General features: G+C 68.5%; 23 protein-coding genes, 1 tRNA gene and 1 pseudogene. 15 read left to right on the plus strand and 10 right to left on the minus strand.

Annotation, left to right across the window (positions count from 1 at the left end; genetic code table 11):
• The first annotated feature begins 117 nt into the window (after positions 1-117).
• From AC3ITM_RS16895 to AC3ITM_RS16930, 8 genes are all read left to right on the plus strand, one after another.
• Positions 118-2820 carry a toprim domain-containing protein gene (locus tag AC3ITM_RS16895; protein WP_489266675.1) on the plus strand — a complete coding sequence of 901 codons (2703 nt, stop codon included), beginning with the start codon at positions 118-120 and terminating at the stop codon, positions 2818-2820.
• Positions 2821-2904: 84 nt separating this feature from the next.
• Positions 2905-3330, plus strand: a complete 426-nt coding sequence (locus AC3ITM_RS16900; RefSeq protein ID WP_489266676.1) for a hypothetical protein — start codon at positions 2905-2907, stop codon at positions 3328-3330.
• Positions 3323-3595 (plus strand): hypothetical protein, encoded by a 273-nt coding sequence (locus AC3ITM_RS16905; protein ID WP_489266678.1) that lies wholly within the window; start codon positions 3323-3325, stop codon positions 3593-3595. Before AC3ITM_RS16900 ends, AC3ITM_RS16905 begins: the two co-directional genes overlap by 8 nt.
• Entirely contained in the window at positions 3588-3764 is a 177-nt protein-coding gene (locus AC3ITM_RS16910; RefSeq protein WP_489266680.1) for a hypothetical protein, read from the plus strand. Before AC3ITM_RS16905 ends, AC3ITM_RS16910 begins: the two co-directional genes overlap by 8 nt.
• Positions 3761-3991 carry a hypothetical protein gene (locus tag AC3ITM_RS16915; protein WP_489266682.1) on the plus strand — a complete coding sequence of 77 codons (231 nt, stop codon included), beginning with the start codon at positions 3761-3763 and terminating at the stop codon, positions 3989-3991. The genes AC3ITM_RS16910 and AC3ITM_RS16915 overlap by 4 nt, the downstream gene beginning before the upstream one ends.
• Complete coding sequence (locus tag AC3ITM_RS16920; RefSeq protein ID WP_489266683.1) at positions 3984-5981, plus strand: DNA cytosine methyltransferase; 1998 nt, start codon at positions 3984-3986, stop codon at positions 5979-5981. The genes AC3ITM_RS16915 and AC3ITM_RS16920 overlap by 8 nt, the downstream gene beginning before the upstream one ends.
• Complete coding sequence (locus AC3ITM_RS16925; protein WP_489266685.1) at positions 5978-6829, plus strand: DNA adenine methylase; 852 nt, start codon at positions 5978-5980, stop codon at positions 6827-6829. Before AC3ITM_RS16920 ends, AC3ITM_RS16925 begins: the two co-directional genes overlap by 4 nt.
• A 486-nt stretch (positions 6830-7315) precedes the next feature.
• A complete protein-coding gene (locus AC3ITM_RS16930) occupies positions 7316-8503 on the plus strand; it encodes a site-specific integrase (protein ID WP_489266687.1) in 1188 nt (395 codons plus the stop codon).
• A 68-nt stretch (positions 8504-8571) separates the two neighbouring features.
• Here the strand turns inward: AC3ITM_RS16930 and AC3ITM_RS16935 are convergent.
• The 4 genes and pseudogenes from AC3ITM_RS16935 to dtd all read right to left on the minus strand — a co-directional run bounded on the left by AC3ITM_RS16935 (position 8572) and on the right by dtd (position 12012).
• Positions 8572-8647, minus strand: a tRNA-Ile gene (locus AC3ITM_RS16935).
• Positions 8648-8831: 184 nt separating this feature from the next.
• Positions 8832-9506: a hypothetical protein gene (locus AC3ITM_RS16940; RefSeq protein ID WP_489266689.1), complete on the minus strand. Its 675-nt coding sequence runs from the start codon at positions 9504-9506 to the stop codon at positions 8832-8834.
• Between the two features lie 127 nt (positions 9507-9633).
• Positions 9634-11481 (minus strand): RNA polymerase sigma factor RpoD, encoded by a 1848-nt coding sequence (rpoD, locus tag AC3ITM_RS16945; RefSeq protein ID WP_228886015.1) that lies wholly within the window; start codon positions 11479-11481, stop codon positions 9634-9636.
• 89 nt (positions 11482-11570) lie between these two features.
• Positions 11571-12012, minus strand: a pseudogene (dtd, locus tag AC3ITM_RS16950) (D-aminoacyl-tRNA deacylase).
• An 87-nt stretch (positions 12013-12099) separates the two neighbouring features.
• Here dtd and AC3ITM_RS16955 point away from each other — a divergent pair.
• The 4 genes from AC3ITM_RS16955 to AC3ITM_RS16970 all read left to right on the plus strand — a co-directional run bounded on the left by AC3ITM_RS16955 (position 12100) and on the right by AC3ITM_RS16970 (position 16356).
• Complete coding sequence (locus tag AC3ITM_RS16955; RefSeq protein ID WP_489266691.1) at positions 12100-13017, plus strand: lauroyl acyltransferase; 918 nt, start codon at positions 12100-12102, stop codon at positions 13015-13017.
• A 93-nt stretch (positions 13018-13110) separates the two neighbouring features.
• Entirely contained in the window at positions 13111-14226 is a 1116-nt protein-coding gene (gene ribA / locus AC3ITM_RS16960) for a GTP cyclohydrolase II RibA (protein ID WP_228886012.1), read from the plus strand.
• 49 nt (positions 14227-14275) lie between these two features.
• Positions 14276-14842, plus strand: a complete 567-nt coding sequence (locus AC3ITM_RS16965; protein ID WP_429000376.1) for a PH domain-containing protein — start codon at positions 14276-14278, stop codon at positions 14840-14842.
• The gene (locus tag AC3ITM_RS16970) at positions 14839-16356 is read left to right on the plus strand and encodes a PH domain-containing protein (protein WP_489266693.1); all 1518 of its coding nucleotides are present in this window, start codon (positions 14839-14841) and stop codon (positions 16354-16356) included. Before AC3ITM_RS16965 ends, AC3ITM_RS16970 begins: the two co-directional genes overlap by 4 nt.
• Positions 16357-16404: 48 nt before the next feature.
• Here AC3ITM_RS16970 and AC3ITM_RS16975 read toward each other — a convergent pair whose 3' ends face one another.
• A complete protein-coding gene (locus AC3ITM_RS16975; RefSeq protein ID WP_489270129.1) occupies positions 16405-17463 on the minus strand; it encodes a CDP-glycerol glycerophosphotransferase family protein in 1059 nt (352 codons plus the stop codon).
• On the opposite strand from AC3ITM_RS16975, the gene AC3ITM_RS16980 reads away from it, so the two are divergent.
• Together AC3ITM_RS16980 and AC3ITM_RS16985 are read left to right on the plus strand one after the other, a co-directional pair.
• Positions 17462-18280 carry a glycosyltransferase family 2 protein gene (locus AC3ITM_RS16980; RefSeq protein WP_489266695.1) on the plus strand — a complete coding sequence of 273 codons (819 nt, stop codon included), beginning with the start codon at positions 17462-17464 and terminating at the stop codon, positions 18278-18280. The genes AC3ITM_RS16975 and AC3ITM_RS16980 overlap by 2 nt on opposite strands.
• A gap of 44 nt (positions 18281-18324) precedes the next feature.
• Positions 18325-19449, plus strand: a complete 1125-nt coding sequence (locus AC3ITM_RS16985) for a glycosyltransferase (RefSeq protein WP_489266696.1) — start codon at positions 18325-18327, stop codon at positions 19447-19449.
• A 9-nt stretch (positions 19450-19458) separates the two neighbouring features.
• Here AC3ITM_RS16985 and AC3ITM_RS16990 read toward each other — a convergent pair whose 3' ends face one another.
• From AC3ITM_RS16990 to def, 5 genes are all read right to left on the minus strand, one after another.
• A complete protein-coding gene (locus AC3ITM_RS16990; RefSeq protein ID WP_489266698.1) occupies positions 19459-20742 on the minus strand; it encodes an O-antigen ligase family protein in 1284 nt (427 codons plus the stop codon).
• Between the two features lie 171 nt (positions 20743-20913).
• On the minus strand, positions 20914-22638 hold the full coding sequence (locus tag AC3ITM_RS16995; RefSeq protein WP_489266699.1) for an ArnT family glycosyltransferase: 1725 nt from the start codon (positions 22636-22638) through the stop codon (positions 20914-20916).
• Positions 22639-22663: 25 nt separating this feature from the next.
• Positions 22664-24004 (minus strand): 16S rRNA (cytosine(967)-C(5))-methyltransferase RsmB, encoded by a 1341-nt coding sequence (rsmB, locus tag AC3ITM_RS17000; RefSeq protein WP_489266701.1) that lies wholly within the window; start codon positions 24002-24004, stop codon positions 22664-22666.
• Position 24005: 1 nt separating this feature from the next.
• The gene (gene fmt, locus AC3ITM_RS17005) at positions 24006-24929 is read right to left on the minus strand and encodes a methionyl-tRNA formyltransferase (protein ID WP_489266703.1); all 924 of its coding nucleotides are present in this window, start codon (positions 24927-24929) and stop codon (positions 24006-24008) included.
• Between the two features lie 99 nt (positions 24930-25028).
• Positions 25029-25541 (minus strand): peptide deformylase, encoded by a 513-nt coding sequence (gene def / locus AC3ITM_RS17010; RefSeq protein ID WP_489266704.1) that lies wholly within the window; start codon positions 25539-25541, stop codon positions 25029-25031.
• Positions 25542-25667: 126 nt separating this feature from the next.
• Here def and AC3ITM_RS17015 point away from each other — a divergent pair, with 126 nt between their 5' ends.
• Entirely contained in the window at positions 25668-26798 is a 1131-nt protein-coding gene (locus AC3ITM_RS17015) for a LysM peptidoglycan-binding domain-containing protein (protein WP_489266706.1), read from the plus strand.
• Positions 26799-26809: the final 11 nt, after the last annotated feature.

Raw genomic sequence — 26809 nt, forward strand, 5'->3', positions numbered from 1 at the left:
ACCGCCCCGGCCCAGCGGCGCGCCAACGCCGCTGGAACCCGGGACACCCCGCTCAGGAGAGAGCCATGCACCACCTCTACACCACCGCCTCAACCGCGGCCAAGGGCTGACCTGGACATGCAAGAAGACATCCGCCAGCAAGTCCTGCAGCGCGTTGAGCGGGACTACGGCCTCAAACACCGCAGCAGCACTGACTACATGCGGGGGGGCAAGTGCCCTCACTGCGGCAAGAAAGAGCTGTACACCAGCTATTCAAAGCCGTGGGTGCTGCGCTGTGGCCGACAGGCCAAGTGCGGCCAGGAAGTGTTCGTCAAGGACCTGTACGACGATCTCTTCGACGACTACTCCAAGCGCCATGTGCAGACCGAGGCCAAGCCGAACGCCGCCGCCGACGCCTACCTACAGACCGCCCGGGGATTCGACCTGCGGCCGCTGCAGGGCCTTTACACGCAGGACAACTACTACGACCGCCGGATCTCCGCCGGCACTGCCACTGTGCGCTTCCCGCTGGCCAAGGGCGGCTGGTGGGAACGCCTCATCGACCGCCCGCACCGGTTCGGCAAGCAGAAAGCGCGGTTCGCTCCGGGCCAAAGCTACGCCGGCGTCTGGTGGGCGGCGCCCGCTGCGCTGACCGCCATGCGCGAGGCGCGCGAGGTGTGGATCGTGGAGGGCATCTTCGACTCCATCGCCCATCTTCAACGCGGCAACTGTGCCGTATCGGCCATGTCGAGCAACGCCTACCCGGAGGCCTCGCTGCGTGAACTGCAGGCGCTGCGTCCGGGCAACCTGCCAACCCTAATCTGGGCGCTGGACAACGAGCCGGGCGCACGCGCCTACATCCAACGACACGCCAAGCGCGCCGAGAAGCTCGGCTTCAAGTCCAAGGCCGCCCAGATCGTCCAGCGCGACGGCAGGAAGACCGACTGGAATGACCTGCACCTGCGCGCGTTGGCGGCCGATGACCAGCAGGCACAGTGGGATGCCGACCTGGTCGAGGCTCGCTACCAGGGCGACCTGCTCATGGCGCGCACCGCGATGGACAAGGGCCTGATCGTCTACGGCCACGACAAGCAGACCGAGTTCCATCTGGAACATCACTCGCGGCTGTACTGGTTCGATTTCGACGCGCAGCGCTATGAAAAGCTGTGCCGCGAGCGGGCCGTTGACCGTGACCTGAGCGAGGGGGACGAACTGGAGGAAGAGGAACTCTCCAAGATCCAGCGCGCCGCCGCGTCGGTCCGGCAGATCGCCAACTGCTATCCCGAAGCCCTGTACTTCCAGCGCCATGAGGCCACTGACGAAAGCTGGTATTTCTTCCGGGTTGACTTCCCGCACGACGCCCCCTCGGTCAAGGGCACTTTCACCGGCCCCCAGGTCGCCAGCTCCACCGAATTCAAGAAGCGGATCATCAGCCTGGCCCAAGGCGCGGTGTTCAGCGGCTCGGGGCACCAGCTGGACCGCATGATGGAAGACCAGTTGTTCAACATCAAAACCGTCGACACCGTCGATTTCGTCGGGTACAGCCCAGACCACGGCGCGTACATTTTCGGCGACATCGCGGTGCGCAACGGCGAGATCAGCCTCGCCAATGCCGAGGACTACTTCGAGTTCAACAAGCTGCGCCTGAAGACCACGCAGAAGTCCATCCGCATGGATATTCAGCGCGATGCCGAGGCGTTCCGCACCGAGTGGATGCAGTGGCTCTGGATGTGCTTTGGTACCCACGGGATGATCGCCCTCACGTTCTGGTTCGGTTCGCTCTTTGCCAACCAGATCCGCAGCGCCCACAAGTCGTTTCCCTTCCTTGAGGCCACAGGCGAGGCCGGCGCGGGTAAGACCACCCTACTGACCTTCCTGTGGAAGCTGCTCGCACGCAGCGATTACGAAGGCTTCGACCCGGCCAAGTCGTCCAAGGCCGGCCGCGCCCGCGCCATGGGCCAGATTTCGGGCATGCCGGTGGTGCTGCTGGAAGCCGACCGCGACGCGCCTGACAAGGCGCATTCCAGATCGTTTGAGTGGGATGAGCTGAAGGACTACTTCGGCGGCGGCACCCTGGCCACGCGCGGCGTGCGCAACGGCGGCAATGACACGTACGAGCCGCCCTTCCGGGGGACCATTGTCATCAGCCAGAACGCGGCCGTGGATGCCAGCGAGGCGATCCTGACGCGTATCGTCAAGCTGCACTTCCGCAAGCCCAATGTCACCGCCGAGAGCCGCATCGCGGCCGACAACCTCAATGCCCTGCAGGTGGAAGACCTCAGCCACTTCCTGATCAAGGCGGTGCGCGCAGAGGGCCAGGTGCTGGAGAAGTTCAAAGAGCGCGTGACCTATTTCGAGGGCCGGCTGCGCGAGAAGACGGATCTGCGGCTGGAGCGCGTCATCAAGAACCACGCGCAGATGCTGGCCCTGCTGGACTGCCTGCGCCTGGTCCTCGATGTCCCGGAACACATGGTGGTCGCCACGCGCGATGCCCTGGTGGAAGCGGCCATGGAACGCCAGATGGCCATCAGTGCCGACCACAAGATCGTCAACGAGTTCTGGGAGACCTACGAGTACCTCGAAGGCCTGGCCAACGGCGAGCGGCCGCTGCTCAACCACTCGCGCGACCCCAACAAGATCGCCATCAACCTCAACGAGTTCGTGGCGCAAGCCGGCAAGCACGGTCAGGCGGTCCCTGACCTGGTCGACCTGCGCAAGCACCTGACCGATTCGAGGCGCTACAAGCTCATCAGCGCCAACACCGCCGTCAACAGCAACATCCGCAACACCATGCTCGGCAGCAGCTTCACGGTGAAGTGCTGGGTATTCAAAAAGCAGTAGGACGAAACGCAACAAAACGGTCCGGCGGGCGGTGCGCCAACACCACCCCAAGGCCATCTACCAACAGAAGCCCAGGAGAGAGCAATGCAAAAGATGAACGGCGAAGCCGCAACCACCCCCGCATTTCCGCAGGTTTCCAGCACCGGACACGGGGCGGAGGCTACCACGGGTGTGGGGAATGTGGGGATTGATGGAGGGGCTGGGGAAGAGTGCAGCGCCACCCTGGTGCTGCACGTCACCCACAACCAGGTGATCGCCACCGCGACCCTGAACATGGGCGGCCACAAGGTGGCCCAGCGGGTATTCGAGCGCCGAAAGAGCAGCCGGGCGGGCTGGGTGTTGGTCAAGGGCCGCGATGAATTCGCCGATGAGGGGCATTGGATCTCGGCGGAACTGGCCAAACTGGCCGACCGCCTGCCCTTCCCCTTCGAGGTGGCCAACATGCTGCCCGGCCACAAAGCCACGCCGGCCGCAGTCGCGCAGGCAGCGCAGGAGGTGGCCCATGGTTAAGTCCGTCGTGATCTACGGCCCGCAGGGCAGCGGCAAGACCCTCCACGGTGCCGCCATTGCCAGGAAGCTCGGCCTGAGCCGCGTCATCGATCTGGAAGACGTGAAGCTGATGGGCGAGCGCCTGCAGCGGCATGGATTTCTTTACCTGTCCTGCAGCGAACCCTACGCCCACCGCGCGGCCTCGCTGCTCGGCACCCAGGTCATTCACATCGAACAGGCACTGGCCAGCATCGGCACGAACGCCGGGGCGGTGTGCCATGGTTGAGCTGCTGATGATCCTGCTGGGCCCAGCCGCCGGCGGCGCATTTCTGCACCACCTGTGGATCACCCGCCCGGCTCGCCGGCGCCACAGCGGCCTGGCCGTGGGCCAGATCCCGCAGCAGCTGCGCCGCCGGACCCCCATGGCCGTGCGTCGCACGGGGATGGCCGCATGAACCTCGACCGCGTTATTCAGGTTGCGCTCGCCGCCAAGCGCCTGGGCCGCACCGGCCCGCTCTCGACCGGCGAGGCGCTGACCGCTGCCCTGGTGCTCAACCGCCACGACTGGCTGACGGAAATGGATTACACGATGGCGCAGGCAATTCACCGGATCGATGAAGACACCGTCGAGCACTTGGCCGAGGCGGCGCGCTGCGTCGAGGAGGGCTTCGACCATGGCTGACGGCTCCCATTCCTTCAACTTCCCACTGCCGCAGCGCTCCCGCCTGCGGCCGCGCGAGATCGTGGTCGACCTGTTCGCCGGCGGCGGCGGCGCGAGCGAGGCGCTCAAGCAGGCGCTCGGCCAAGACCCGGCACTGGCCTACAACCACGACGCGCTTGCGATCGGCATGCACGCCGCGAACCACCCGCTCACCAGCCACCACCGCGAGGACATCTGGCATGCAGACCCGCGCGTAGACGTTGCCGGCCGCCCCATCGGCTGGTTCCACGCCTCGCCGGACTGCACGCACTTCAGCCAGGCCAAGGGCGGCCAGCCGCGCAGCAGGAAGACCCGCGCACTGTCATGGGTGGTGCTGAAGTGGATTGGCATGCTGCTGCGTGCTGACCTGGTCAACGGCACCAACACCGCGCCGCGCATCTTCTCGATGGAGAACGTGTGGCAGATCCTGACCTGGGGCCCGCTGGTCGCCAAACGGTGCAGCAAGACCGGCCGCGTCGTCACCCTTGATTTGGTTCAGGCCGTCGATGAGGCCACCGGAAAGCCGATGTTCCGTAAAGGCAAGCCGGTACTGACCAATCGCATTGCCGACAAGGGCGAGCGCGTTCCCGTCGAGCGCCAGGCATTGGTGCCTGACAAGAGGCACACCGGCCGCACCTGGCGTCAGTTCGTCGCCGCGCTGCGGGCGCTGGGCTACGCGGTCGAATGGCGCAAGCTGGTCGCGAGCGACTATGGCGCCGGCACCAGCCGCGAGCGACTGTTCCTGCTCGGCCGCCGCGACGGCGAGCCGATTGTGTGGCCGGCGGCCAGCCATGGCTCCGCGCCGGGCCAGAAGCCGCGCGTGTCCGCCGCCGACTGCCTGGACTTCAGCATCCCCTGCCCGTCCATCTTCGGGCGCAAGCGTGACCTCGCGGACGCCACCATGCGCCGCGTCGCCAAGGGCGTGATGCGGCACGTGCTGCAGGCTGCTGATCCCTTCGTGGTGCCGGTGCCGCCGCGCTGCGCGGACAACAGCGCACCTGCCGCTGCCTTCATTGCCGAGCATGCCAATGCCAGCAATCAGCGCACGATGGCCGGCGACGAGCCGCTGCGCACGGTCTGCGCTGGGGTCAAGGGTGGCCACTTCTCGGTGGTCAGCCCGATCCTCGCCGGGGTCGGCGGCCGGGCCGGGCAGTCGGAGCCGCGCTCCGGCGCCGAACCGCTCTACACGATGACCACCAAGGCTGACCCCGCGCTCGTAGCGCCCGTGTTGGTGCAGACCGGCTACGGGGAACGCGCGGGCCAGGCGCCGCGTGCGTTGGACCTGCAGCAGCCGTTGGGCACCGTGGTCGCCGGTGGGGTGAAGCACGCGGTGGCTGCTCCATGCCTGGTGCAGATGGGACACGGCGAAGGAAAAACCCCGGGCAAGCGCTTCAGCCACGGTATCAACGATATCCAAGGGCCGATCGGAACCATCGTTGCCAGCGGCGGCGGCCAAGGCCTGATGACCGCTTTCCTTGAGCAGGCCAACGGTGGGTTTTACGAGGGCGGCGGGCGCGATGCGCGCGACCCGGTCAGCACGATCACTGCCAGCGGGAGCCAGCAGCAGCTGGTCACCGCCGACGTGGCCCAGCTTTCGCCTGAGCATCAGGAAGGCGCCCTGCGCGTGGCGGCGTTCCTAGTGAAGTACTACGGCAGCGGCATCGCCGTGGACCCGCGCGACCCGCTGGACACCGTCACCACCAAGGACCGGCTGGCGCTGGTTACCGTCGTGATCAAGGGCACGCCCTACGTCATCGTGGATATCGGGCTGCGGATGCTCAAGCCGCACGAACTGTTCCGGGCCCAGGGCTTCCCGGCCGGCTACATCATCGATCGCACCGCCGACGGCACGCCGCTCACCATCAGCGCCGCAGTGCGCATGGTCGGCAACAGCGTCAGCCCACCGCCGCTGTTCGCCGTGGCGGTGGCCAACCTGGACCCGGTGGAAATGCCGCTGGCGGTGGCCGCATGATTACCGCCCCAGCATTCCGCTACCACGGCGGCAAGTTCCGGCTGTCGCCCTGGGTGCACCAACATCTGCCGGCGCACCGCACGTACGTCGAGCCCTTCGGTGGCGCCGCCGGCGTTCTGCTCACCAAGCCGCGCAGCTACGCAGAGGTCTACAACGACCTCGATGGCGACGTGGTCAACTTCTTCCGTGTGCTGCAAGACCCGGCGCAGCGCGAACGCCTGGCCGAGGCATGCGTGTTCACCCCGTATGCCCGCGCCGAGTTCGAACAGGCGTGGGAACCGACGCCAGATTCTGTTGAGCGGGCACGCCGGCTTTTGATCAGGGCGCAGATGGGGTTCGGATCTGCCGGCGCCACCAAGGGGAAGACAGGCTTTCGCATTGATTCCCAACGTGCCTACGGAACTGCGCAGCACCATTGGGCGCGCTTCCCGGGCGGCCTGGCGGCGATCGCGGAGCGTTTTGCCGGGGTGCTGGTCGAGAACCGGCCGGCGATCGAGGTAATGCTGCAGCACGATGGCGCTCAAACCCTGCACTACGTGGATCCCCCGTACGTACACAGCACCCGGGTGATGCAGGCCGGCAAGGCCGGTTACTACCGGCATGAAATGACTGAGACCGACCACCAAGCACTGCTGGACTGCCTCAACGGATTGCGCGGGATGGTCGTTGTCTCCGGGTACCGCACAGACCTGTACGACGCGGCCTTGCAGGACTGGCGTCGGGTGGAAACCCGGTCGCGGATCAGTGCCGGTCGGGGCTGCACTCTGCGAACCGAATGCCTGTGGATCAGCCCGAGCGCATCCGCAGCTGGCCACCAGCAGGGCCTGGCCCTGGGGATCCGCGCATGACCCAGCGAGAAGAAACGCCACTTCGGCTGCTGCCTTCCTGCCCGCGTGGCCACAAAGCCCGATACATGCTCGACGGGCGCAGGCTGGAGTCCAAGGGTGGCCACTTCATCGAATGCCGCTGCAGCACGACGCCGAAATGCCCCAGCTTCGACCTGGCCTGGGCGCATTGGCACAAAATGCACAGTCTTCGGCCAGGCGATGTCGCAGTGCCGGCAGCGGTGAGTAACGTAGTGCAGTTGGGTCTGCGCCTGACAGGGGGGGCGGCCTGATGCGCGAGGTAGTTCCCTTCGCAGCCCTGCAGCGGCTATGCCGCCCGGCAGGGCCCGTACCGAGGGCCTCAACGGTCTGCCGCTGGGCAGACCGCCAAGGTATCCGGTACAAGTACGACGCACAGGGCGGCATCTGGACCACCGAGGCGGCGCTCAACGCCGCCCTTGGGCTGGGCCACGCTGGCCCTGAGATGGAACGGGAAGAGGATTTGATCTGATGGGTGTCGGCAGGAAGCGCAAGTTCAATCCGGATATTCCGGCACATATCGACCAGCTCGCCCTTCCGCGCGGGATCTACTGGCACGACGGGCGCTGGTTCATCTACACGCCTCACGCCGAAGGCGGGCGGCCTGTACGCAAGACCGTGGCCTACAAGGGCGCCCGGCTGTCGGATCTACATGCCATCGTTGAGGCCCAGGTCAACGGGCATCAACGAGGCACCTTGCGCTACCTGTTCGACCGCTTTCACGAATCCATGGAGTTCAAGGAACTCACCCTGGGCACGCAGGGTGATTACCGGCGCTATGCGGATGCCCTGGCGGCATACATCCGCCGCGATGGCAGCTGTCTTGGCGACGTGCTGGTGGACCGCATCACGACCCCGGTTGTGCAGCGTCTAGTCGAGGTGTTCGCCATGGGCCGGCCTGCCAATCGCCATCAACCCGCGCTGCCGCCGACCCCAAGCAAGGCAAACCACCTTTTCCGCTACCTGCGTAGAACGCTCGCGTGGGGCGTCCGCAACGGCCTGTGTGCGCACAACCCCGCCGCCGGCGTCCGCCAAGCCAAGGAAGCCAAGCAGCACCGGATGCCAACCCCGGCCGCATTCGACCAGGTGCTGGCGTTCGCGCGCGAACGCGGCGCACGGCCATCGCATACGAAAGGCAGTTGCCCGCCCTACATCGCGCCCGTCATGGTGCTGGCCTACAGTGCGCGCCTGCGCGGCATTGAGGTTTGCACCCTGACCGATGCCCACCGTCTGCAGGAAGGCGTACACGGGCAGCGCAGGAAGGGTTCTCGGGACTCCGTGACCGAGTGGGATGAAGCGATGACTGCCGCATGGGAAGAACTGGCCGCCCGCCGCAGCGCGATCTGGAATCGAGAGGGGCGGAACTTTGCTGTGCCCCTGCGGCCGGAGAACCGCGTGCTGTTGGTGGAACAGACCGGCAACCCGATGGCCAAGTCATCCTTGGAGAGTTCGTGGCAGCGCTTCATCACCATGGCCATGCGCGAGGGCGTGATCGAGAAACAGGATCGCTTTTCCCTGCATGGTTTGAAGCATCGCGGCGTCACCGATACGGTCGGCAACCGCGGCGACAAGCAGGACGCGGCGGGCCACCAGTCACCGACGACGACCGGGCGCTATGACCACGATCTGCCCATCGTGAAACCTCCACGGCGCCGCTAATTTTTCCGGCCATTTTTCCGCAAGCTCTTATCAGGCACTCGGGGGACACCCTAAGTGCCTGATTTGTTTGGTGGGCCCAGAAGGATTCGAACCTTCAACCAAAGGATTATGAGTCCTCTGCTCTAACCATTGAGCTATAGGCCCTTGCGGTTGCCAAGTGTAGTGGAGGCACAGGGACGCTTGCCACTGCACCGGCGCCGTCACCCCAAGCTGGCCCATCGTCTGCGCCCTCCGAGCGTTCCCGGCCGCCAGTTCCCGCAGGGGCGCTGCGCGCAGCAGTGCCGGGCCGGCCAAGCGCTGCCGGTGGCCATTACCGCCGGGCCGGCCCTCACCGCTCCATCAACTGCATCAACCGCTCCATCGGCGCGCGGTTGCGGTAGACCCCGCGCAGCGCGGCGGCCGATGCCGGGCAGTGACCGTTGTCGGCCACCACCAGGTGCATGCCCTGCAGCGATACCCGCGTCTGGCAATCGCCCTGCTCGAGCAGGAGTTCGCCGCTGATTTCTTCCGGCGTTGCGCTGCCGATGCGCGTCGAGGCCGCCGCGCCCGCGGCGCCGGGCACGCTCAGCTCGAGCATGCCGCCCTTGAGCACGATGTCGATGGCACGCCCGCCGCTGCCTTCCCAGTGCGCGATCCAGTCGCTGAACTCGTTTTCGGCGCTCTGGCCGGTTTTCATCACGCGCTGTGCCGGCGCCCAGCCGGCCACTTCGTTGCCCGGCTCCAGCGATTGCACGCAGTAGTGCTCGTTCCAGCGGTTGCCGATCGCCAGGCTGGTGCCTGGTTCGATCTCATCGCCACTGGCGCAGCCGGCGCGCTCGTCGTCGAGGCATCCCGGGCCTTCGCCCAGCAGCAGCACCTGGCCCGTGTCCACGACACGGCCGACGGTGTAGTCGAACTGGGTGCTGAAGAAGTCGTCCCGGTTGCACGGCGGTTGCTGCGGCGTGTCGGCCAGTGCGGTGAGGGGAGACAGTGCAAGCAGCAGGAGCAGCGTTTTGTTCGGCATTCCATTGACCCGTGGTAAAAAGCGACGCGCATCCTACCGCACTACATCACCCCGACGTGCGTGTCGCGCACAAAACAAACCCCGCTTGCGCGGGGTCTGTGGTTGCTTCAACGCGGGCAGCCTGGGATCAATCGATGTCCAGGAAGCTGCGCAGCTGCTCGGACCGGCTCGGGTGACGCAGCTTGCGCAGCGCCTTGGCTTCGATCTGGCGGATGCGCTCGCGGGTGACGTCGAACTGCTTGCCCACTTCCTCGAGGGTGTGGTCGGTGTTCATGTCGATGCCGAAACGCATGCGCAGCACCTTGGCTTCCCTCGGGGTGAGGCCGGCCAACACGTCGCGCACGGTTTCAGACAGGTTGATGTTGGTGGTGTTCTCGATCGGGGACTCCACGTTGGTGTCCTCGATGAAATCGCCCAGATGGGAATCCTCGTCGTCGCCGATCGGGGTTTCCATCGAGATCGGCTCCTTGGCGATCTTCATCACCTTGCGGATCTTGTCTTCGGGCATGTCCATTTCCTTGGCCAGCTCCTCCGGCGTGGCCTCGCGGCCGTACTGCTGGAGCATCTGGCGGGAAATGCGGTTCAACTTGTTGATCGTTTCGATCATGTGCACCGGGATACGGATGGTGCGCGCCTGGTCGGCGATCGAACGGGTGATGGCCTGGCGGATCCACCAGGTCGCATACGTGGAGAACTTGTAACCACGACGGTATTCGAACTTGTCCACCGCCTTCATCAGGCCGATGTTGCCTTCCTGGATCAGGTCGAGGAACTGCAGGCCGCGGTTGGTGTACTTCTTGGCGATGGAGATCACCAGGCGCAGGTTGGCCTCGACCATTTCCTTCTTGGCCTTGCGCGCGCGCGCTTCGCCATAGGCCATGGCACGGCTGATTTCCTTCAGCTCGTCCAGTTCCAGCCAGGTGGCCTTTTCGATGTCGATCGTGGCCTGCTGTTCGGCGATGATCTGGTCCTTGACGTCACGCAGGGCCGAAGACCACTTCTGCTTGCGCTTGAGGGCGTCTTCCACCCATTCCAGGTTGGTCTGGTTGCCTTCCCAGGAACGGATGAAGTCCTTGCGCGGCATGCGCGCGGTCACGGTGGCCAGGTTCAGCACGCGGCGTTCGTGGGACTTGATGTCGGACATGACGTCGCGCAGCTGCTTGACCAGCACATCGGTCAGCGGCAACGGCAGCTTCAGGGTCACAAACACCGCGGCCATGTCGTCGCGCAGCTTGCCCAGCGGCTTGCGGTCGCCCTTGGCGGCAGCCTTCTTGAACGCGGTGTACGCGTCGCTCAGGGCCTGCATGCGGCGCGCGACTTCTTCCGGGTCCGGACCGGTCGGGCCGGCTTCTTCCTCGACGTCGTCGCCGTCTTCTTCGTCGTCGGCGTCGTCCTCGGCATCGTCGCTGGTGTCTTCAGCGACGACCGGGGCCGGCACTTCCTCGACCAGGTCGTTGAAGCCGACGATCACTTCGGCCAGGCGCTTCTTGCCTTCCTTGTGCGCGTCATAGTCGGCCAGCAGCGACTCCACCGACACCGGGAAGGTGCCGAGCGCGGCCTGGACCTGGCCCAGGCCTTCTTCGATGCGCTTGGCGATGGCGATTTCGCCTTCGCGGGTCAGCAGCTCCACGGTACCCATTTCGCGCATGTACATGCGCACCGGGTCGGTGGTGCGGCCACCTTCGGTATCCAGCGCGCTCAGCGCGGCGGCAGCTTCTTCGGCCGCGGTGTCATCGACCTCGCGGTTGCCGGTGTTGCCATCGTTGAGCAACAGGGTTTCGGCATCGGGCGCCACTTCATGGACATCAATGCCCATGCCGTTGATCATGCCGATGATGTCTTCAATCTGCTCCGGGTCGACAATGTCGTCGGGCAGGTGGTCATTGACTTCGGCGTAGGTCAGGTAGCCCTGTTCCAGGCCCTTGCTGATCAGAAGCTTGATGTCGTTTTGCTGGGCAGGACGTTCGTTGGCCATGTAGTGCTCGCGCCACCGGCAGGGAGAGGAATAGAACCTAGCATTATACCAGCCCGGCGCCCCGCCGGCCCGGGCGGTGGTCCCGGCGGTCAGGGTCTGAGCAGGAAGGTCACTGGACCATCGTTGACCAGGCTGACCATCATATGGGCGCCAAACCGGCCGGTTTCCACCCCTGCGGCGTGTTTTTGCCGGCAGATCTCCACCAGTTGGTTGAATCCGCGTTCAGCCTCCGGCGGCGCTGCGGCGGTGCTGAAGCCCGGGCGCATGCCGCTGGCGGTGTCGGCGGCCAGGGTGAACTGGCTGACCAGCAGCAGCCCGCCGCCGGTGTCGGCCAGCGACAGGTTCATCTTTGCCGCCAGCATCGGCAAACACACGGTAGCCCAGCAGCCGGTCGGCCATGCGGGCGATCTGCGCGGCACCATCGCCCGGCTCCATGCCGACCAGGGCGAGCAATCCCGGGCCGATCCGGCCGACCACGGCACCGTCCACGGCGACGCTGGCCTGGGTGACACGCTGGATCAACACGAGCATCGGCGGGGCTTCCAAGGGTGGGGGCCGGCTACCTTACCGCGCCCGGCCGGCGCCGGGCAGGGCCGCCAGCGGCTAGACTTCACCGTGATGAAACCGCATACCACCGCCCGCCTGGCCTACCGCGCCGCCGCCCTGTTCACCCGCCTGCCCTGGTCCTGGCTGCGCGGCTTTGCCGCCGTGCTGGCCTGGCTGTGGATTCGTCTCAACGCCCGTGAGAGCCGGGTGACCCGGCGCAACCTGGAGCTGGCCTACCCCGACCTGGGCGCGTCGCAGCGCGCGGCCCTGCACCGCGACGTGCTGCGCTCCACCGCGCTGCAGGCGGTGGAGACCCTGCGCCTGTGGACCCAGCCGCGGCAGCGCAACCTGGACTGCCTGGTCCAGCGCCACGGCGAGGCGCTGTACGACGCGGCGCTGGCTGCCGGCAAGGGCGTGATCGTGGCCGCCCCGCACTATGGCAACTGGGAGCTGCTCAACCAGTGGCTGGCCTCGCGCGGGCAGATCGCCATCGTCTACAAGGCCCCCGACGAAGCGGTGGGCGATGCCTTCCTGCAGCTGGTGCGTGGCGGCGACAACGTGCGCCAGGTGCGTGCCGAAGGGCCGGCGGTGCGCCAGCTGTTCAAGGTGCTCAAGGACGGCGGCGCCACCGGCATCCTGCCCGACCAGCAGCCCAAGGCCGGCGACGGGGTGTTCGCGCCGTTCTTCGGCGTGGAGGCACTGACCATGACCCTGGTCAACCGGCTGGCCGAGCGCACCGGGGCGACCGTGCTGTATGGCTGGTGCGAACGGATCGGGCCGGACATGCAGTTCGCCCTGCACATCGAACCGGCCCCGTCCGGCGTGGCCGACCCGGACCCGCGCACCGCCGCCAGCGCCCTCAATGCCGGCATCGAGCGCATCGCCCGCCGCGACCCGGCGCAGTACCAGTGGACCTACAAGCGGTACACGCTGCGCCCGCCGGAAAGCGGCGAGGTCGACCCCTACGCCACCGCCGAACACCCGCACTAGAGCGGGTGCGACGATTGGATCCCGGCGCTCGATTGAATCTGTCGGTTCCGGCCCCCACTGTGAACACCATGATGTCCCCCCACGGCCCCTGCCATGTCTGATCCCGCTTCCTCCCTGTTCGGCGACCCGGCCGCGATCCGCTGCGAACGCGCGGTGGGCGAACTGCGCGCCGGGCGGCCGGTGGTGATCGACGATGGCAGCGGCCAGCGGCTGGCCTTCATCGCGCTGGACAGCAGCACCCGCAGCAGCTTCGGCGCCTTCGCCGCGGCCGCGGGGGGGCGCCACTACCTGTTCCTCACCGCCACCCGCGCGCGGGTGCTGGGGGTCAGTGCCGACCACGGCGCCCGGGTGCCGCTGGCCGGGGTGGATTTCGACGCCCTGCCCTCGCTGAGCTACCTGCGCGACCCTGAAACCATGCCGCCGGGCTGGAGCGCCGGCCAGGCCCTGGATGATGGCGCGGTGGAAATCGCCCGGCTCGGGCTGCTGCTGCCGGCCATGGTCGGGGTGCTGCTGGACGCCGGGGACCGCCGTTTCGACGATTGCGCCCAGGTCTCGCTGTGCGACCTGCGGCAGGGCGCTGAGCAGGCCGCCCATGCCTACGAACTGGTGGCGCGCTCGCCGGTGCCGCTGCGCGAAGTGGGCATGACCGAATTTGCGGTGTTCCGCGGCGGGGTGGCCCAGCGCGACCAGGTCGCGATCATCGTCGGCAACCCGGACCTGTCGGCGGTGGTCCCGGTGCGGGTGCATTCCTCATGCCTGACCGGCGACCTGTTCGGGTCGCTCAAGTGCGACTGCGGCGACCAGCTGCGGCGCGGCCTGCGCAAGCTCACCGAACTGGGCGGCGGCGTGCTGCTGTACCTGGACCAGGAAGGCCGTGGCACCGGCATTGCCGCCAAGATGCGCGCCTATGGCTACCAGCACGATGGCCTGGACACGATCGACGCCGACGCGCAGCTGGGTTTCGGTGCCGATGAGCGCCGCTACGGCAGCGCGGTGGCGATGCTGCAGGGCCTGGGCGTGAGCCGGGTGCAGCTGCTCAGCAACAACCCGACCAAGGCCCAGCGCCTGCGCAATGCCGGCATCGAGGTGGTCGACTGCATTCCGGTCACCGGCGACATCACCGCCGAGAACGAACATTACCTGCGCACCAAGGCCGAGCGCGCCGGCCACCTGCTCGATGTGGACGCGCTGATCCAGGCCGCGCAATAGCGCGCGGCAACCTGCTACCGTCTGCGCCACGGGCGTTCCACGCTGCAGCATGGCGCCCGGCCTGTTTCCTCCCGCCGAGCGCCCTGACTTGCCCGACCTTGCCGACGCCCTGCCGATGCCCTCCCCGCCACCGCTGCCGGGCGCGGCCGCCGACTGGCAGCCGTTGCCGCTGCGCGCGGCCACCATTGCCGCGGCGGCCGGCGCGATCAGCGGCGCGATCGTGATCGGCGGGGCGCTGGGCGCCGGCTGGGTCATGCTGGAGCTGCCGATGCGCTGGCTGGGCGCGGCGGCGATGCTGGTGGTCGGTGCGCTGGTTGGCGCCGGCTTCGGCTTCCGCCGCCAGCGCCGCACGTTCTGGCGGCTGGATGGGCAAGGCCTGGGCGTGCGCCGCGACCTGATGTGGCAACTGGAAACCCATGTGCCGATCTCGCGCGTGCAACACCTGGACCTGCGCCGCGGCCCGATCGAACGCGGCGCGCGGCTGGCCACGCTGGTGGTGCATACCGCCGGCAGCCGCTTCAGCGCGGTGACCCTGGGCGGGCTGGACAGCACCGATGCCGAGCATCTGCGCGACACCCTGGCCCACCAGTTGGACCAGGACGACGACGCCCTGTGAGCAGCGCAACGCCGGACGATGCCGCGCCGGACCAGCGGCTGCACCCCTGGTCGTGGCTGTTCGTGCTGCTGATGCAGCTGCGCCAGTTCCTGTTGCCGCTGGTGGCGCTGGTGGTGTTCGGCAACCGCGGCGACCGCGATGAAATGTGGAGCTACCTGGCGGCGGTGATCGTGATCGCGGTGCTGGTGGCGGTCTCGATCCTGCAGTACCTGACCTACCACTACCGGATCGGCCGCGACGGCATCAGCCTGCGCAGCGGCGTGGTATCGCGCAACCGGCGCGAGATCCCGTTCGCGCGCATCCACAACGTGGTGGTGCACCAGAACCCGCTGCATCGCCTGTTCGGCGTGGCCGAACTGCGCCTGGAATCGGCCGGCGGGCACCGGCCCGAGGCGGAAATGCGCGTACTCAAACTGTCCCAGGCCCTGGCGCTGGAGCAGCTGGTACGCCAGCGCGGGCAGGCGCTGGCCGCGCCGGCGCAGGCCAGCGAAGCGGCGGCGCCGCCCGACGATGAGGTGCTGCTGCGGCTGCGCACCGCGGATGTGGTGCGCATCGGCCTGCTGTCCAACCGCGGCTGGGTAGCAGTGGTGGCCGCGCTGGGTGCGATGTTCCAGTTCTTCCCGCGCGGCGCGGTGTCCGAGGCGATCGAAAACGGTGGCCGCCAGGCGTTCGGCTATGCCAGCCACCTGCATACCGCCGCCTGGGTATGGGCGCTGCTGGCGGCGTTGGCGGTGATCGGTTTCTGGCTGCTGCTGCGGGTGCTGTCGGTGGCGTTGGCGCTGCTGCGCTATCACGGCTTCCAGCTGAGCGAACACGAGCGCCGGCTGACCGTGGTCAGCGGCCTGCTGACCCGCCTGCGCAGCAGCGTGGCACGGCGCCGCATCCAGGCCTGGACGCTGCGCGAAAGCGCCCTGCACCGGTGGGCCGGGCGGCGCCAGTTGCGCATCGACATCGCCGCCGGGGTGGCCGTGGAAAACCAGCGCCGCGACCTGCGCGAGCTGGCCCCGCTGGCTACCCCGCAGGCCTGCGATGCGCTGGTGCAGCACCTGTTGCCGCAGCTGCAGTGGCCACCGCCGCGCTGGCAGCCGGTGCAGCAGCGCGGCTGGTGGCGGCTGTGCCTGGGCGCGCTGCTGTGGCTGCCGCTGGTGGCCGCCGCGGCGGTATGGAACGGGCATGCCTGGGGCGCACTGGTGCTGCTGTGGCTGCCGTGGTCGGCCTTGCGCGCGCACCGGCAGATGGCGCGCATGGGCTATTACCTGGACGATCAGTACGTGGCGGTGCGCGGCGGCTGGTGGCAGCGCTGGTGGCGTTTTGCCGAACTGGACAAGCTGCAGAGCCTGCGCCTGAGCCGCTCGCCGCTGGACCGCTGGCTGGGCACGGCCAGCGTCTGGCTGGACACCGCCGGCGCCACCGGCAGCATCGCCCTGTGCCTGCGCTATCTGCCCGAAGCCGAGGCCCGCGCGGTGCATGCGCAGCTGGGCCACGCGCTGGCGCAGCGGCGCCTGCACTGGTAGGTACCGACCGTTGGTCGGTACACCGTCATCCCGCGGGTCGGTACACCGTCATCGCTTCGCCGGCCCCCAGTACCCCAGCTCACGGCGGATCTGCAGCCCGCGCGTCCACGCCCCGAACGGCTTGCGCTTGAGCGTACCCAGCTCGCCGGCCAGGAAATCCTCGGTGGCCGCGATCACCCGCTCGCTGGAATACCCGTCGCGGTAAGGATGGATGGCATCGGCATAGCGCTGGATTTCGGCGATCAACGCCGGTTCGGGGTCCAGCGCGCGGGCCAGCATCGTCGGCAGCGCGTCCGCATCGTCGAAATCGATCATGTGCGGCTGCGGCACGCGGTTGCGGAAGGTCACCACCGGTTTGTGCTGCACCACGAACTCGGACACGATCGACGAGGTATCCGACACCAGCACATCGGCCGCACGCTGGGCGGCCATCACCTGCTCGGGCTCGACGAAGGCCGCGTTCGGCCCGGCCAGCGCGCGGTAGCGGTCGAACAGTTCCGGCGCGCACTTGGGATGCAGGGTCAGCAGCCAGTAACGTTCGCCACCGGCGATGTCGGCGGCGATCTGCGCATGCAGGTGCGGGGCCGCGCTCAGGCGCTCGGTGAAGGTGGACCCGAACAGGATCACCGGGCGCCCGGCGGCCGGTGCACGCAGCGCCGCGCTGGCCCCGCCGTCGTCGCGGAACAGCGGGTCCAGCTTCGGCCAGCCGGTTTCGGCCACGGCGAAGTGGCCCTCGCGCGCAGCCAGCTCACGGAACGGCGCGGTCGTGGCCGGGCCCTGGGTGCAGTACAGGTCGAACAGCCCGCGCACGCGGAAATGGCCACGCGCACTGTCGCGTTTCTGCACGTTGAAGCCGTGGAAGACCTGCACCTTGGCCCCGGCGATGAACGGCGGCACCCAGTTGGCGGCGCTGAACACCGCCCGCGGCCGCAGCGCCAGGGCTTGCCTGAGGTCCACGTTGGGCACCCCCGGCAGGCTGGATCCGGCCGCGCCGTCGGCGAACCAGGCCGACACCGATTGACCGGACGCGTGCAACGCCTGGGCCAGTGGGGCGAGAATGGGCAGCGCATAACGCTCCGTCGCAAACAGCAGGTACTCGGCCATCATGTCCTCCACGACCGCTCCCACTGAACGGCCTCGCATCTCGGCCTGCATTATCGCGTTCAATGAAGCCGACCGCATCGGCGACTGCCTGGCCTCGCTGGCCTTCTGCGACGAGATCATCGTGGTGGACTCCCATTCCACCGACGCCACCGTGGCGATCGCGACCGCCGCCGGGGCACGGGTGCTGCAGCGCCACTTCGATGGCTTCCGCAGCCAGAAGGCGTTCTGCGTCGAGCAGGCCACGCACGACTGGGTGCTGTGCCTGGATGCCGACGAACGCATCAGCGACGACCTGCGCGCGGCGATCCTGGCCGCCCAGGCCGATGGGTTTGCCGGCCACCACGGCTACCGCTTCGCGCGGCTGTCGGACTACTTCGGCAAGTTCCTGCGCCATGGCAACGCCTACCCGGACCGGGTGCTGCGCCTGTTCGACCGCCGCCACGGCGGCTGGCGCGGCAAGCGCGAGATCCACGAGGCGGCCAGCGTCGATGGTGCGGTGGGTACCCTGCACGGCGACCTGATCCACTACCCGTACCGCTCGCTGGAGCAGCAGCTGCTCAAGACCCAGCGCTATGCGCGGATGATGGCCGAGCACGAATTCGCGCGCGGCAAGCGCGCCACCCTGGCCAAGCTGGTGCTGGCCCCCAGCTGGCGGTTCTGGCGCGGCCTGCTGCTGCGCGGCGGCTTCCGCGATGGCTGGCACGGGCTGGTGTATGCCTATGTGCGGGCCAACTACGTGCGGCAGAAGACCATCATGCTGTGGATGCTGCAGAACGGGCAGCCGGTCAGCGACCCGCCGCGGCGCAGCGACGCCGCCTGAACATCGCTGTGGCAGACTTCACGGGCGTTTTACCGAAGGCCCGCATGAAGATCCTCTATACCAACTTCCATTCCGGCGATGGCGGTGGCCACACCACCTACCTGGTCTCGCTGACCCGCGCGCTGTCCGGGCGCCACCAGCTGTTCATGGCCGCGCCGGCCGATAGCCGGGTGATCCGCGTGGTGGGCGAGGAGGCCCTCGCCACCGCGCTGCCGATCGCCTTCAGCAGCGGCCTGCCCACCCTGGGCCGGCAATGGGCCGACATGCGCCGGCTGCGCGCGCTGGTCGTGGAGCAGGGCATCGATATCGTGCATGCCAACGGCGCGCGCGACCACCGGGTGGTGATGGAGGCGGTGGCCGGGCTGCGCCGCCGCCCCAAACTGGTGTTCACCAAGCACAACAGCAAGCCCAGCAACACCGTGGGCAATGCCCTGCGCGCGCGCTGGGGCACCGACCGGGTGATCGCCGTGTCCGCGCACACCCGCCAGATGCTGCTGGACAGCCCCTACCGGCGCTGCCCGATCGATGTGATCCGCAACGGCGTGGACCTGCAGAAGTTCGCCCCGCCGGCACCCGGTGCCGGTCAGGCGCTGCGCGCACGCTGGACCAGCGATCCCGACGCGCTAGTGCTGGTCAGCAATGCCGGCACCGACGCGCACAAGGGCTGGATCGACCTGGTCGAGGCCCTGGCCACCCTGCCGCCGGCCCTGCGCGCGCATATCCACGTGGCCATCGCCGGGCGTGAACCGGACCGGGGCCTGCGCGAGCGCGTGGCCGCGCTCGGCCTGGCCGCCCAGGTGCATTTTGCCGGGCTGGTCGACGACATCCGGCCGTTCGTGGCCGGCGGCGATGCCGGTTTCGTGCTGTCCTACGACGTGGAAACGATCTCCTTCGCCTGCCGCGAAATGATGGCGATGGGCAAGCCGGTGATGGTCAGCGACTACGCCGGGCTGCCGGAGAACATCGAGCACGGGCTGGACGGCTGGATCGTGCCGGTGCGCAACGTGGGCGCGATCGCCGCCCAGGTAGCTGCGTTGTACGAGCAGCGCCAGCAGCTGCCGGCGGTGGGCCAGGCCGCGCGCCAGCGTGCGTTGCGTGCGTTCGGCCTGGACGACTTCAGCCGCCAGACCGAGGCCAGCTACCGCGCCGCGCTGCAGCCGCGCCGCTGAGCGCGCAGGTCAGCCCGCCGCCGCCGGCCGGCGCAGCCGTGCCGGGTCGGACAAGGCCAGGAACAGCGCCACCCAGGTGGCGTAGAACGAGGCGGTGCGCATGTCGCGGAACATCATCTCGGTGAAGCCGAACACCATGAAGCCGACGCAGATCATCAAGCCTGCCCCGGCAAACAGCCGCGCCGGGCCATCGTCCAGGCGCAGGCGCCGCAGCAGTACCCAGGCCGGCGAGAGGTACATCAGCACCAGGCCCAGCCCACCCAGCACGCCATAGGTGGCCAGGAAGTACAGCAGGTCGTTGTGGGTCTCGCCAAAATCGCGCGCGACCATCGGCGAGACCAGCTTGGCCTCGGCCAGGTTGCGCAGCTCCTGGCGGAAGCGCTCGCCGCCGCCGATGCCGAACACCGGCTCGCTCTGGATCATGTGCCCGGCCGCGCTCCACAGCTGCAGGCGGATGCACACCGAGGTATCGGCCAGGTGGGTGACCTGGCATTGGTCGAACTCGTTCACGCCCAGCTGGATGCGCTCGCGCATGGTGCCGTCGCCGGCCACGATCAGGCCCAGCACGCCCAGCAGCAGCGCCGCGGCCAGTGCCTTGTAGCGGTTCAGGCGCCGGCCCTGCACCAGCAGCGCGATGAAGATGAAGAAGGGAATGGCCAGCAGCCCGCCGCGGGTCTGGGTGGCCAGGAAGCCGCCGACCCCGGCAATGCCGGTGATCAGCTTGAGCGCGAATTCGGTGCGGCGGAAACGGGTGATGCGGTAGCCCAGCAGCAGGAATGCCAGCATCGAGAACAACAGGGTCAGGTCGCCGTAGGTCACCGCGTTGAACTGGCGCGTGGCCGGGCGGCCACCGGTGCTCAGCACCAGCCAGGCGATGTTGAGCACCGCATACCAGATACCCAGCAGCAGGCCGAACAGCGCATGCGCCAGCGTCGCGCGCGGCATCCGCAGCGCCGCCGCCAGCACCAGCACCACGGTGAGGAAGCGCACCGCCTTTTCCACTTCCGAGCCCTTCCACAGGCCATGGAACAGCTGGCTGGCCAATACCCCCACCAGCATCACCGCCATGCCCAGCCCCAGCCACACATACTCGCGGCGGCTGGCGCACCAGGCATGGCCCGGCGCCGGGGCACGGACCACCGCCAGCACGACGAAGCTGAGCAGGATCAACAGGTAATAGCCCGCGCTGCCGCCATCCATGGTGGACATCAACAGCACCGGCGACAGCCCCAGCGCGATCGTGAACGCCCACGCCAATACGGGGTTGGCGGCGGCAGGGCGGGAAAGAGGCATGGTCACGTTCTGGGCGGCGCGGCGGGGCAACGGGAAGAAGGGATCACCGGCACAGCACTGCGCCGGGGGGCGGCAGGAAGCGCGCACCGGCGCGATGCCGGGGCCGGCCCGGTGTCAGGCAGGCGGTCGGCATTGTCGCTGATCGACCTGTAATGATCCATGAGGCCGCGCTCATTGCTCGTCCTCGTCCTGGCCCTGTTCGCGTGCGATCCGCGCCAGTTCGGCAGCGCTGGGACGGCACGCGCCCCCGAACGCCGGCGCCGGCACCAGCCACCAGCTGCGGCGGTTGGCCACCCCGACCCGCTCGGCCGCGTTGCGGTCGATACAGCCCAGCACCGCGTCCTCCTGCACCAGCAGCCAACGGCGCTGCGGCTGCTGCGCCTGCCACAGGCGGGCATCGTGCAACTGCCGGTACCAGCGGCGCTTGAAGCCGAAGGTGGCCGCCGGGCGGTCGGCCATCAGCAGGTTCTGCTCCTTCCAGGCCACCAGCCCCAGTTCGGCATCCGGCCCGATCCGCTGGCCCACCTGCTGCATCAGGCCGCGCGCCGAACTGGAATCGTTCAGCAGCGGATAGCCGATCAGCCCGTAGGTGACCCAGACCCCGGCCAGGATGGAGGCAGCGGCCAGGTGGAACCGGCGTCGGCCGCAGGCCAGCAGGCCGATCACCCCCCAACTGCCCATCGCGATGCCGGCCCAGCCCAGCGCGGCGGTCACGTGGGTGCCCACGCCGCGCTGGCCCATCAGCCGGCGCTCGAAACCCGGGTCGCCGGCCAGCATGCCGATCCCGGCCACCAGCAACGCCAGCGCCAGCAGGGCGGTGAAGGCGCCCAGCAGCCACTGCACATCGCGCCGGCGCAGCAGGCCCGGCAACAGCGGCGCCAGGGCCAGGCAGAACATCGGCAATGCCGGCAGGATGTAGACATCGCGCTTGCCGTGCGGGATCGAGAAGAACAGCACGATCAGCAGCCACCAGCCCAGCAGCAGCAGGTAGCGCGGATCGCGCCGGCGCAGGCGCCGCCACCAGGCCGGGATCGCCCACGGCAAGGCCAGGATCGCCGGCACCCACATCGACGGCATGGTCGCCAGGAAGTACCACCACGGCTGGTGGTGGTCCCAGGACTGCGCGTAGCGTTTGGCGGTCTGCCGGAACAGGATGTCGTCCAGGTAGGCGCGGTATTCGGTCGAACCGCTGGACAGTGCGGTCCAGGCCATCGGCAGCAACCACAGCAGGGTGGCCAGCACGAACGCCAGCGGTCCCAGCCAGAAGCGCCAGTCGCGCACGTGCAGGCGCACCCGCGGCCAGCCCAGCAGCGACGCCAGCGCGGCCGGCGCGATCATCAGCAGCGCGATCACCCCCACGCCCTTGGTGATCACCCCCAGCCCGGCGGCGAACCAGCCCAGCCACCACCAGCGCCACGCCGGCCCGCACAGCAGGTGGCGCAGCAGGCCGTAGTTGGCCAGAGTGATGAACAACACCACCAGCGGGTCGATCTGCGCCTTCTTGGCCTGGAAGCTGAAGTGCACCGCAAACAGCAAGGCCCAGGCCGCGTATACCCCGACCCGGCGCGTCCACAGCCGGCGGCCCAGGTCGTACACGCAGGCCAGGGTGCCCAGCGCGGCCAGCAGCGACGGCAGCAGGAACGCCACCCGCCAGTTGCCGAACACGCTGTACAGGCTGGCCTGCCACCACATCAGCATCGGCGGCTTGTCCGAATACAGCTCGGTGCCGCGGTGCGGGAACAGCCAGTCCCCGCTGTCCACCATCTGCTTGGCGACCAGGGCAAAACGCGGCTCGTCCGAGGGCCAGGGATCGCGCAGGCCCAGGCCGGTACCCAGTACCAGCAGGGCCATCAAGGCAAGCAACCAGAACTCTCGTGACGCACGGGTGTTGAGCATGGGACGCATGTCGGGCGGTGGTGGCTCAGCCTTTTTTCAGCAGACGAGCGTAGAAGAATCCGTCGGCGCCGTCTTCCCCCGGCAGGCGCTGGCGCCCGGCCCAGGAGTCGTGGCCGAACGCGTCGTCCAGCGGCAGGAAGCCGGCGCGCGGGGTCCGTTGCAGGAAGTCCTCCACCTGGAACTGGTTCTCTTCGCGCAGGATCGAGCATGTCGCATACAGCAGGGTGCCGCCGGGGGCGAGCATCCTGAAGCAGGCATCCAGCAGCCGCGCCTGCAGCGCGACCAGCGCCTCGATATCGGCCGGGCGGCGGTGCAGCAGCACGTCGGGCTGGCGGCGGATGATGCCGGTGGCCGAACATGGGGCATCGAGCAGGATGCTGTCGAACGGCTGCCCGTCCCACCAGCTGTCCGGGTCGGCGGCATCGGCGGCCCGCACCTGCGCGCCGGCGCCCACGCCGGTACGCGCGAACGTCTCGCTGATGCGCTTGAGCCGGCGCGGGTCGATGTCCAGCGCCAGCAGTTGCAGGGTCGGGTCGCGTTCGAGCAGGTGCGCGGCCTTGCCGCCCGGCGCGGCACAGGCATCGAGCACCCGCGCGCCCGGGCGCGGGGCCAGCGCATCGGCCACCTGCTGCGCCGACAGGTCCTGCACCGACAGGGCACCGGCGGCGAAGCCGGGCAACGCCGACACCGCCACCGGTACCTGCAGGCAGATCGCGTCGCTGCCCAGCGCGGCGGCCTCGGCGGCGATGCCGGCCGCTTCCAGCTGCGCCAGCATGGCCTCACGCGTGCCCTGCTGGCGGTTGACCCGCAGCCACAGCGGCGCGGGCACCAAGCTGGCGGCGAAGATCGCCTCGGCCTGTTCCGGCCAATCCTGGTCGATCCTGGCGGCCATCCAGTCGGGGAAGGCGTCGCGCGCCGGCGCGCGCGGAATGCCTTCGCGCTGGGCACGCCGCAGCAGTGCGTTGACCATGCCGGCCTGGCGCTCGCGGCCCATCGCCCGCGCCGCATCCACGGTGGCCGACAGCGCGGCGTGGGCCGGCAGCTGCAGCGCATCGAGCTGGGCGAAACCGACCTGCAGCAGCGCGCGCAGTTCGTCTTCACGCACGCCCAGCGGGCGCGGCATCCATTGCGCCAGGGCCGCGTCGTAGGCACTGCGCCGGCGCAGCACGGCAAAGCACAGGGCTTCCAGCAGGGCGCGGTCGCGGCTGTCATCGAGCTGCGGCAAGGCGTGGGTCAGTTCGGCCTTGAGCGAACGGCCGCGGCCGATCACCTGGGCCAGCACCTTGGCGGCGAGCACGCGGGTGGGCACGCCGGGGGCGAGATGGGCGGCCGGCCTGGCCGGCGTTGCAGGGGGCGGGTTGCTCATCTCAGGCGCCCACGGCCAGGTCGCGGCGGGCATTGAGGTAATCGGCCGCGGTGATCGCCTTGCCGCCCTCGCGCTGCAGCACGCGCACGCGCAGCGCGCCCTGCCCGCAGGCGATGTCGATGCCGTCGCGGCCGGCGACCAGCAGCGTGCCGGGGGCACGGCCCTGGTTGTCGGCCAGCGCCACCGCACCATGGATGCGCACCCGCTCGCCGGCCAGCTGGGCCTCGGCGATCGGCCACGGGTTGAACGCACGCACGGTGCGCTCCAGGGCCTGGGCATCCTGCGCCCAGTCCAGCCGCGCCTCGGCCTTGTCCAGCTTGTGGGCATAGGTCACCCCGGCCTCGGGCTGCGGCTGGGCGATCGGCTTGATCCCCGCCCGCAGCAGGCCCAGGCCGTCGGACAGCACCTGCGCGCCGAGCGCGGCCAGGCGGTCGTGCAGCTGGCCGCCGGTCTCGTTGGCACCGATCGCCAGTTGCTGCTGGAGCAGCACCGGGCCGGTGTCCAGGCCGGCCTCCATCTGCATCAGGCACACCCCGGTGTCGCTGTCGCCGGCCTGGATCGCGCGCTGGATCGGCGCGGCGCCGCGCCAGCGCGGCAGCAAGGAGGCATGCACGTTCCAGCAACCGTGGGTCGGGATCGCCAGCACCGCCTTGGGCAGGATCAGGCCATAGGCCACCACCACCATCAGGTCCGGCTGCAGGTCGCGCAGCTGCTGCTGGGCTTCGGGGGTCTTCAGCGATTCGGGCTGGAACACCGGAATGCCGCGCGCGATCGCCTCCAGCTTCACCGGCGAGGGCGCCAGGCCACGGCCGCGCCCGGCCGGACGGTCAGGCTGGGTGTAGACCGCCACCACTTCGTGGTGGCGGGCGGCAGCGCGCAGGCTGGCTACGGCGAACTCCGGCGTACCGGCAAACACAATCTTCATGGCGACCCCACTTGCAGAAAGAAAAACGGCGCCGTTGGCCGGCGCCGAACAACCCGTTGCGGCGCGCGGTCAGCCCGCGCGGCCGTGCTGGTGACCATCTCAGGCAACGTGCTTGCGCGCCTTGGCCAGCTTCTTGCGCACCATCTCGCGCTTGAGCGGGGACAGGTAATCGATGAACAGCTTGCCGTCCAGGTGGTCCATCTCATGCTGGATGCAGACCGCCAGCACGCCGTCGGTGGTCAGCTCCTGGGCCACGCCCTGGCGGTCCAGGTAGCGCACGGTGATCTGGTTGGCGCGGGTGACGTCGGCAAAGATGCCCGGCACCGACAGGCAGCCTTCCTGGTAGACCTGGCCGCCGTCGTGGGCGGTGATTTCCGGGTTGATGAACACCCGCGGGGTGTCCTTTTCTTCACTGACGTCGATCACCATGAACCGCTTGTGCACGTCCACCTGGCTGGCGGCCAGGCCGATGCCGGGGGCGTCGTACATGGTGTGGAACATGTTGTCGATCAGTTCCTGGAAGGCCGCAGTGGTCACGTCGGCGGCGTCGACCAACGCGGCCTTGGTGCGCAGGCGCGGATCGGGAAACTCGAGAATGGGCAGGATAGCCATGGCAAATACCGGTAGGGGGCGCCGGTCAATGCGGCGCATGTGGCAATTCTATCGCCAACGCTTGCCCCGCGCCCCGGTTTCTGGACTATAGTGCGGACACCTGTTGGGGAATCAGGCACTACATCTATGTTTGAACGTACACGTACGGTCGTCGCCGTGGCGATGCTGACCGTTGCCACCTATGCTACCGCCGTTGAAGTGAATGGCGGGCACCCGGAAACCTACGTCGTCCGCAAGGGCGATACCTTGTGGGACATTTCCGCGCGCTTCCTGAAAAAGCCTTGGCTGTGGCCGGAGATCTGGCAGGCCAACCCGCAGGTCAAGAACCCGCATCTCATCTACCCCGGCGACGTACTCAGCCTGGCCTACCTGGACCGCGTCGTGGCCCAGCCCGGCCCGCGCCAGGACGCCCCGATCAACGGCATCCCGCTGGATCAGGTGGAACCGTTCCTGAAGCAGCTCAGCGTGGTCGACGAGGTCAAGTCGCTGCCGTTCGTGGCCGGCCTGGAAGACAACCGGCTGCGCGCCACCAGCGGCCAGACCGCCTATGTGCGCGGGCTGGACGGGGCCGAAGTAGGCCAACGCTACGCCGTGGTCCGCCCGACCGTGCGCTATGCCCTGCCCAAGCCGACCGAGGACCTGACCGCCAACGGCGATGTCACCCCGGGCAGCGGCAACCTGTGGAAGAACTTCATTGCGCCCAGCAAGCGCAACCAGACGCTGGGCTACGAGCTGGCCCAGGTCAACATCGGCACGGTGACCAAGGTCGCCTCCGGCGGCGTGGATGTGACCTCGATCGCCCTGGAAACCCAGGTCGGCGGCCGTGAAGTCCGCGTCGGCGACCGCCTGGTCCCGGTCGAGGCCACCCCCTACGACCTGCAGTTCTTCCCGCACGTGCCGGCCGCCCAGACCGAAAGCCTGGACATCCGCGTGCTGGCGGTGACCGACATGTTCCTGGCCGGCGGCCCGCGCGATGTGATCGCCATTTCCGCCGGCAGCGCCGACGGGGTGGACAACGGCACGGTGGTGTCGCTGTGGCGCCAGGGCCGCTTCGTGGCCAACAAGATGAAGTACCCCGGTTCGTCGCGGATGGACGATTCGCTCACCGACGGTGCCGGCCGGATCGCCATGCCCGACGAGTACGCCGCCCATGCGATGGTGTTCCGCACCTTCGACAAGGTCAGCTATGCGCTGGTGATGCAGGGGGTCAAGCCGGTCCAGGTGGGCTATTCGGCCAAGCACCCCGACGCACAATAAACGCGGCAAAT

It is taken from the genome of Stenotrophomonas sp. KH_029 (assembly GCF_057839765.1).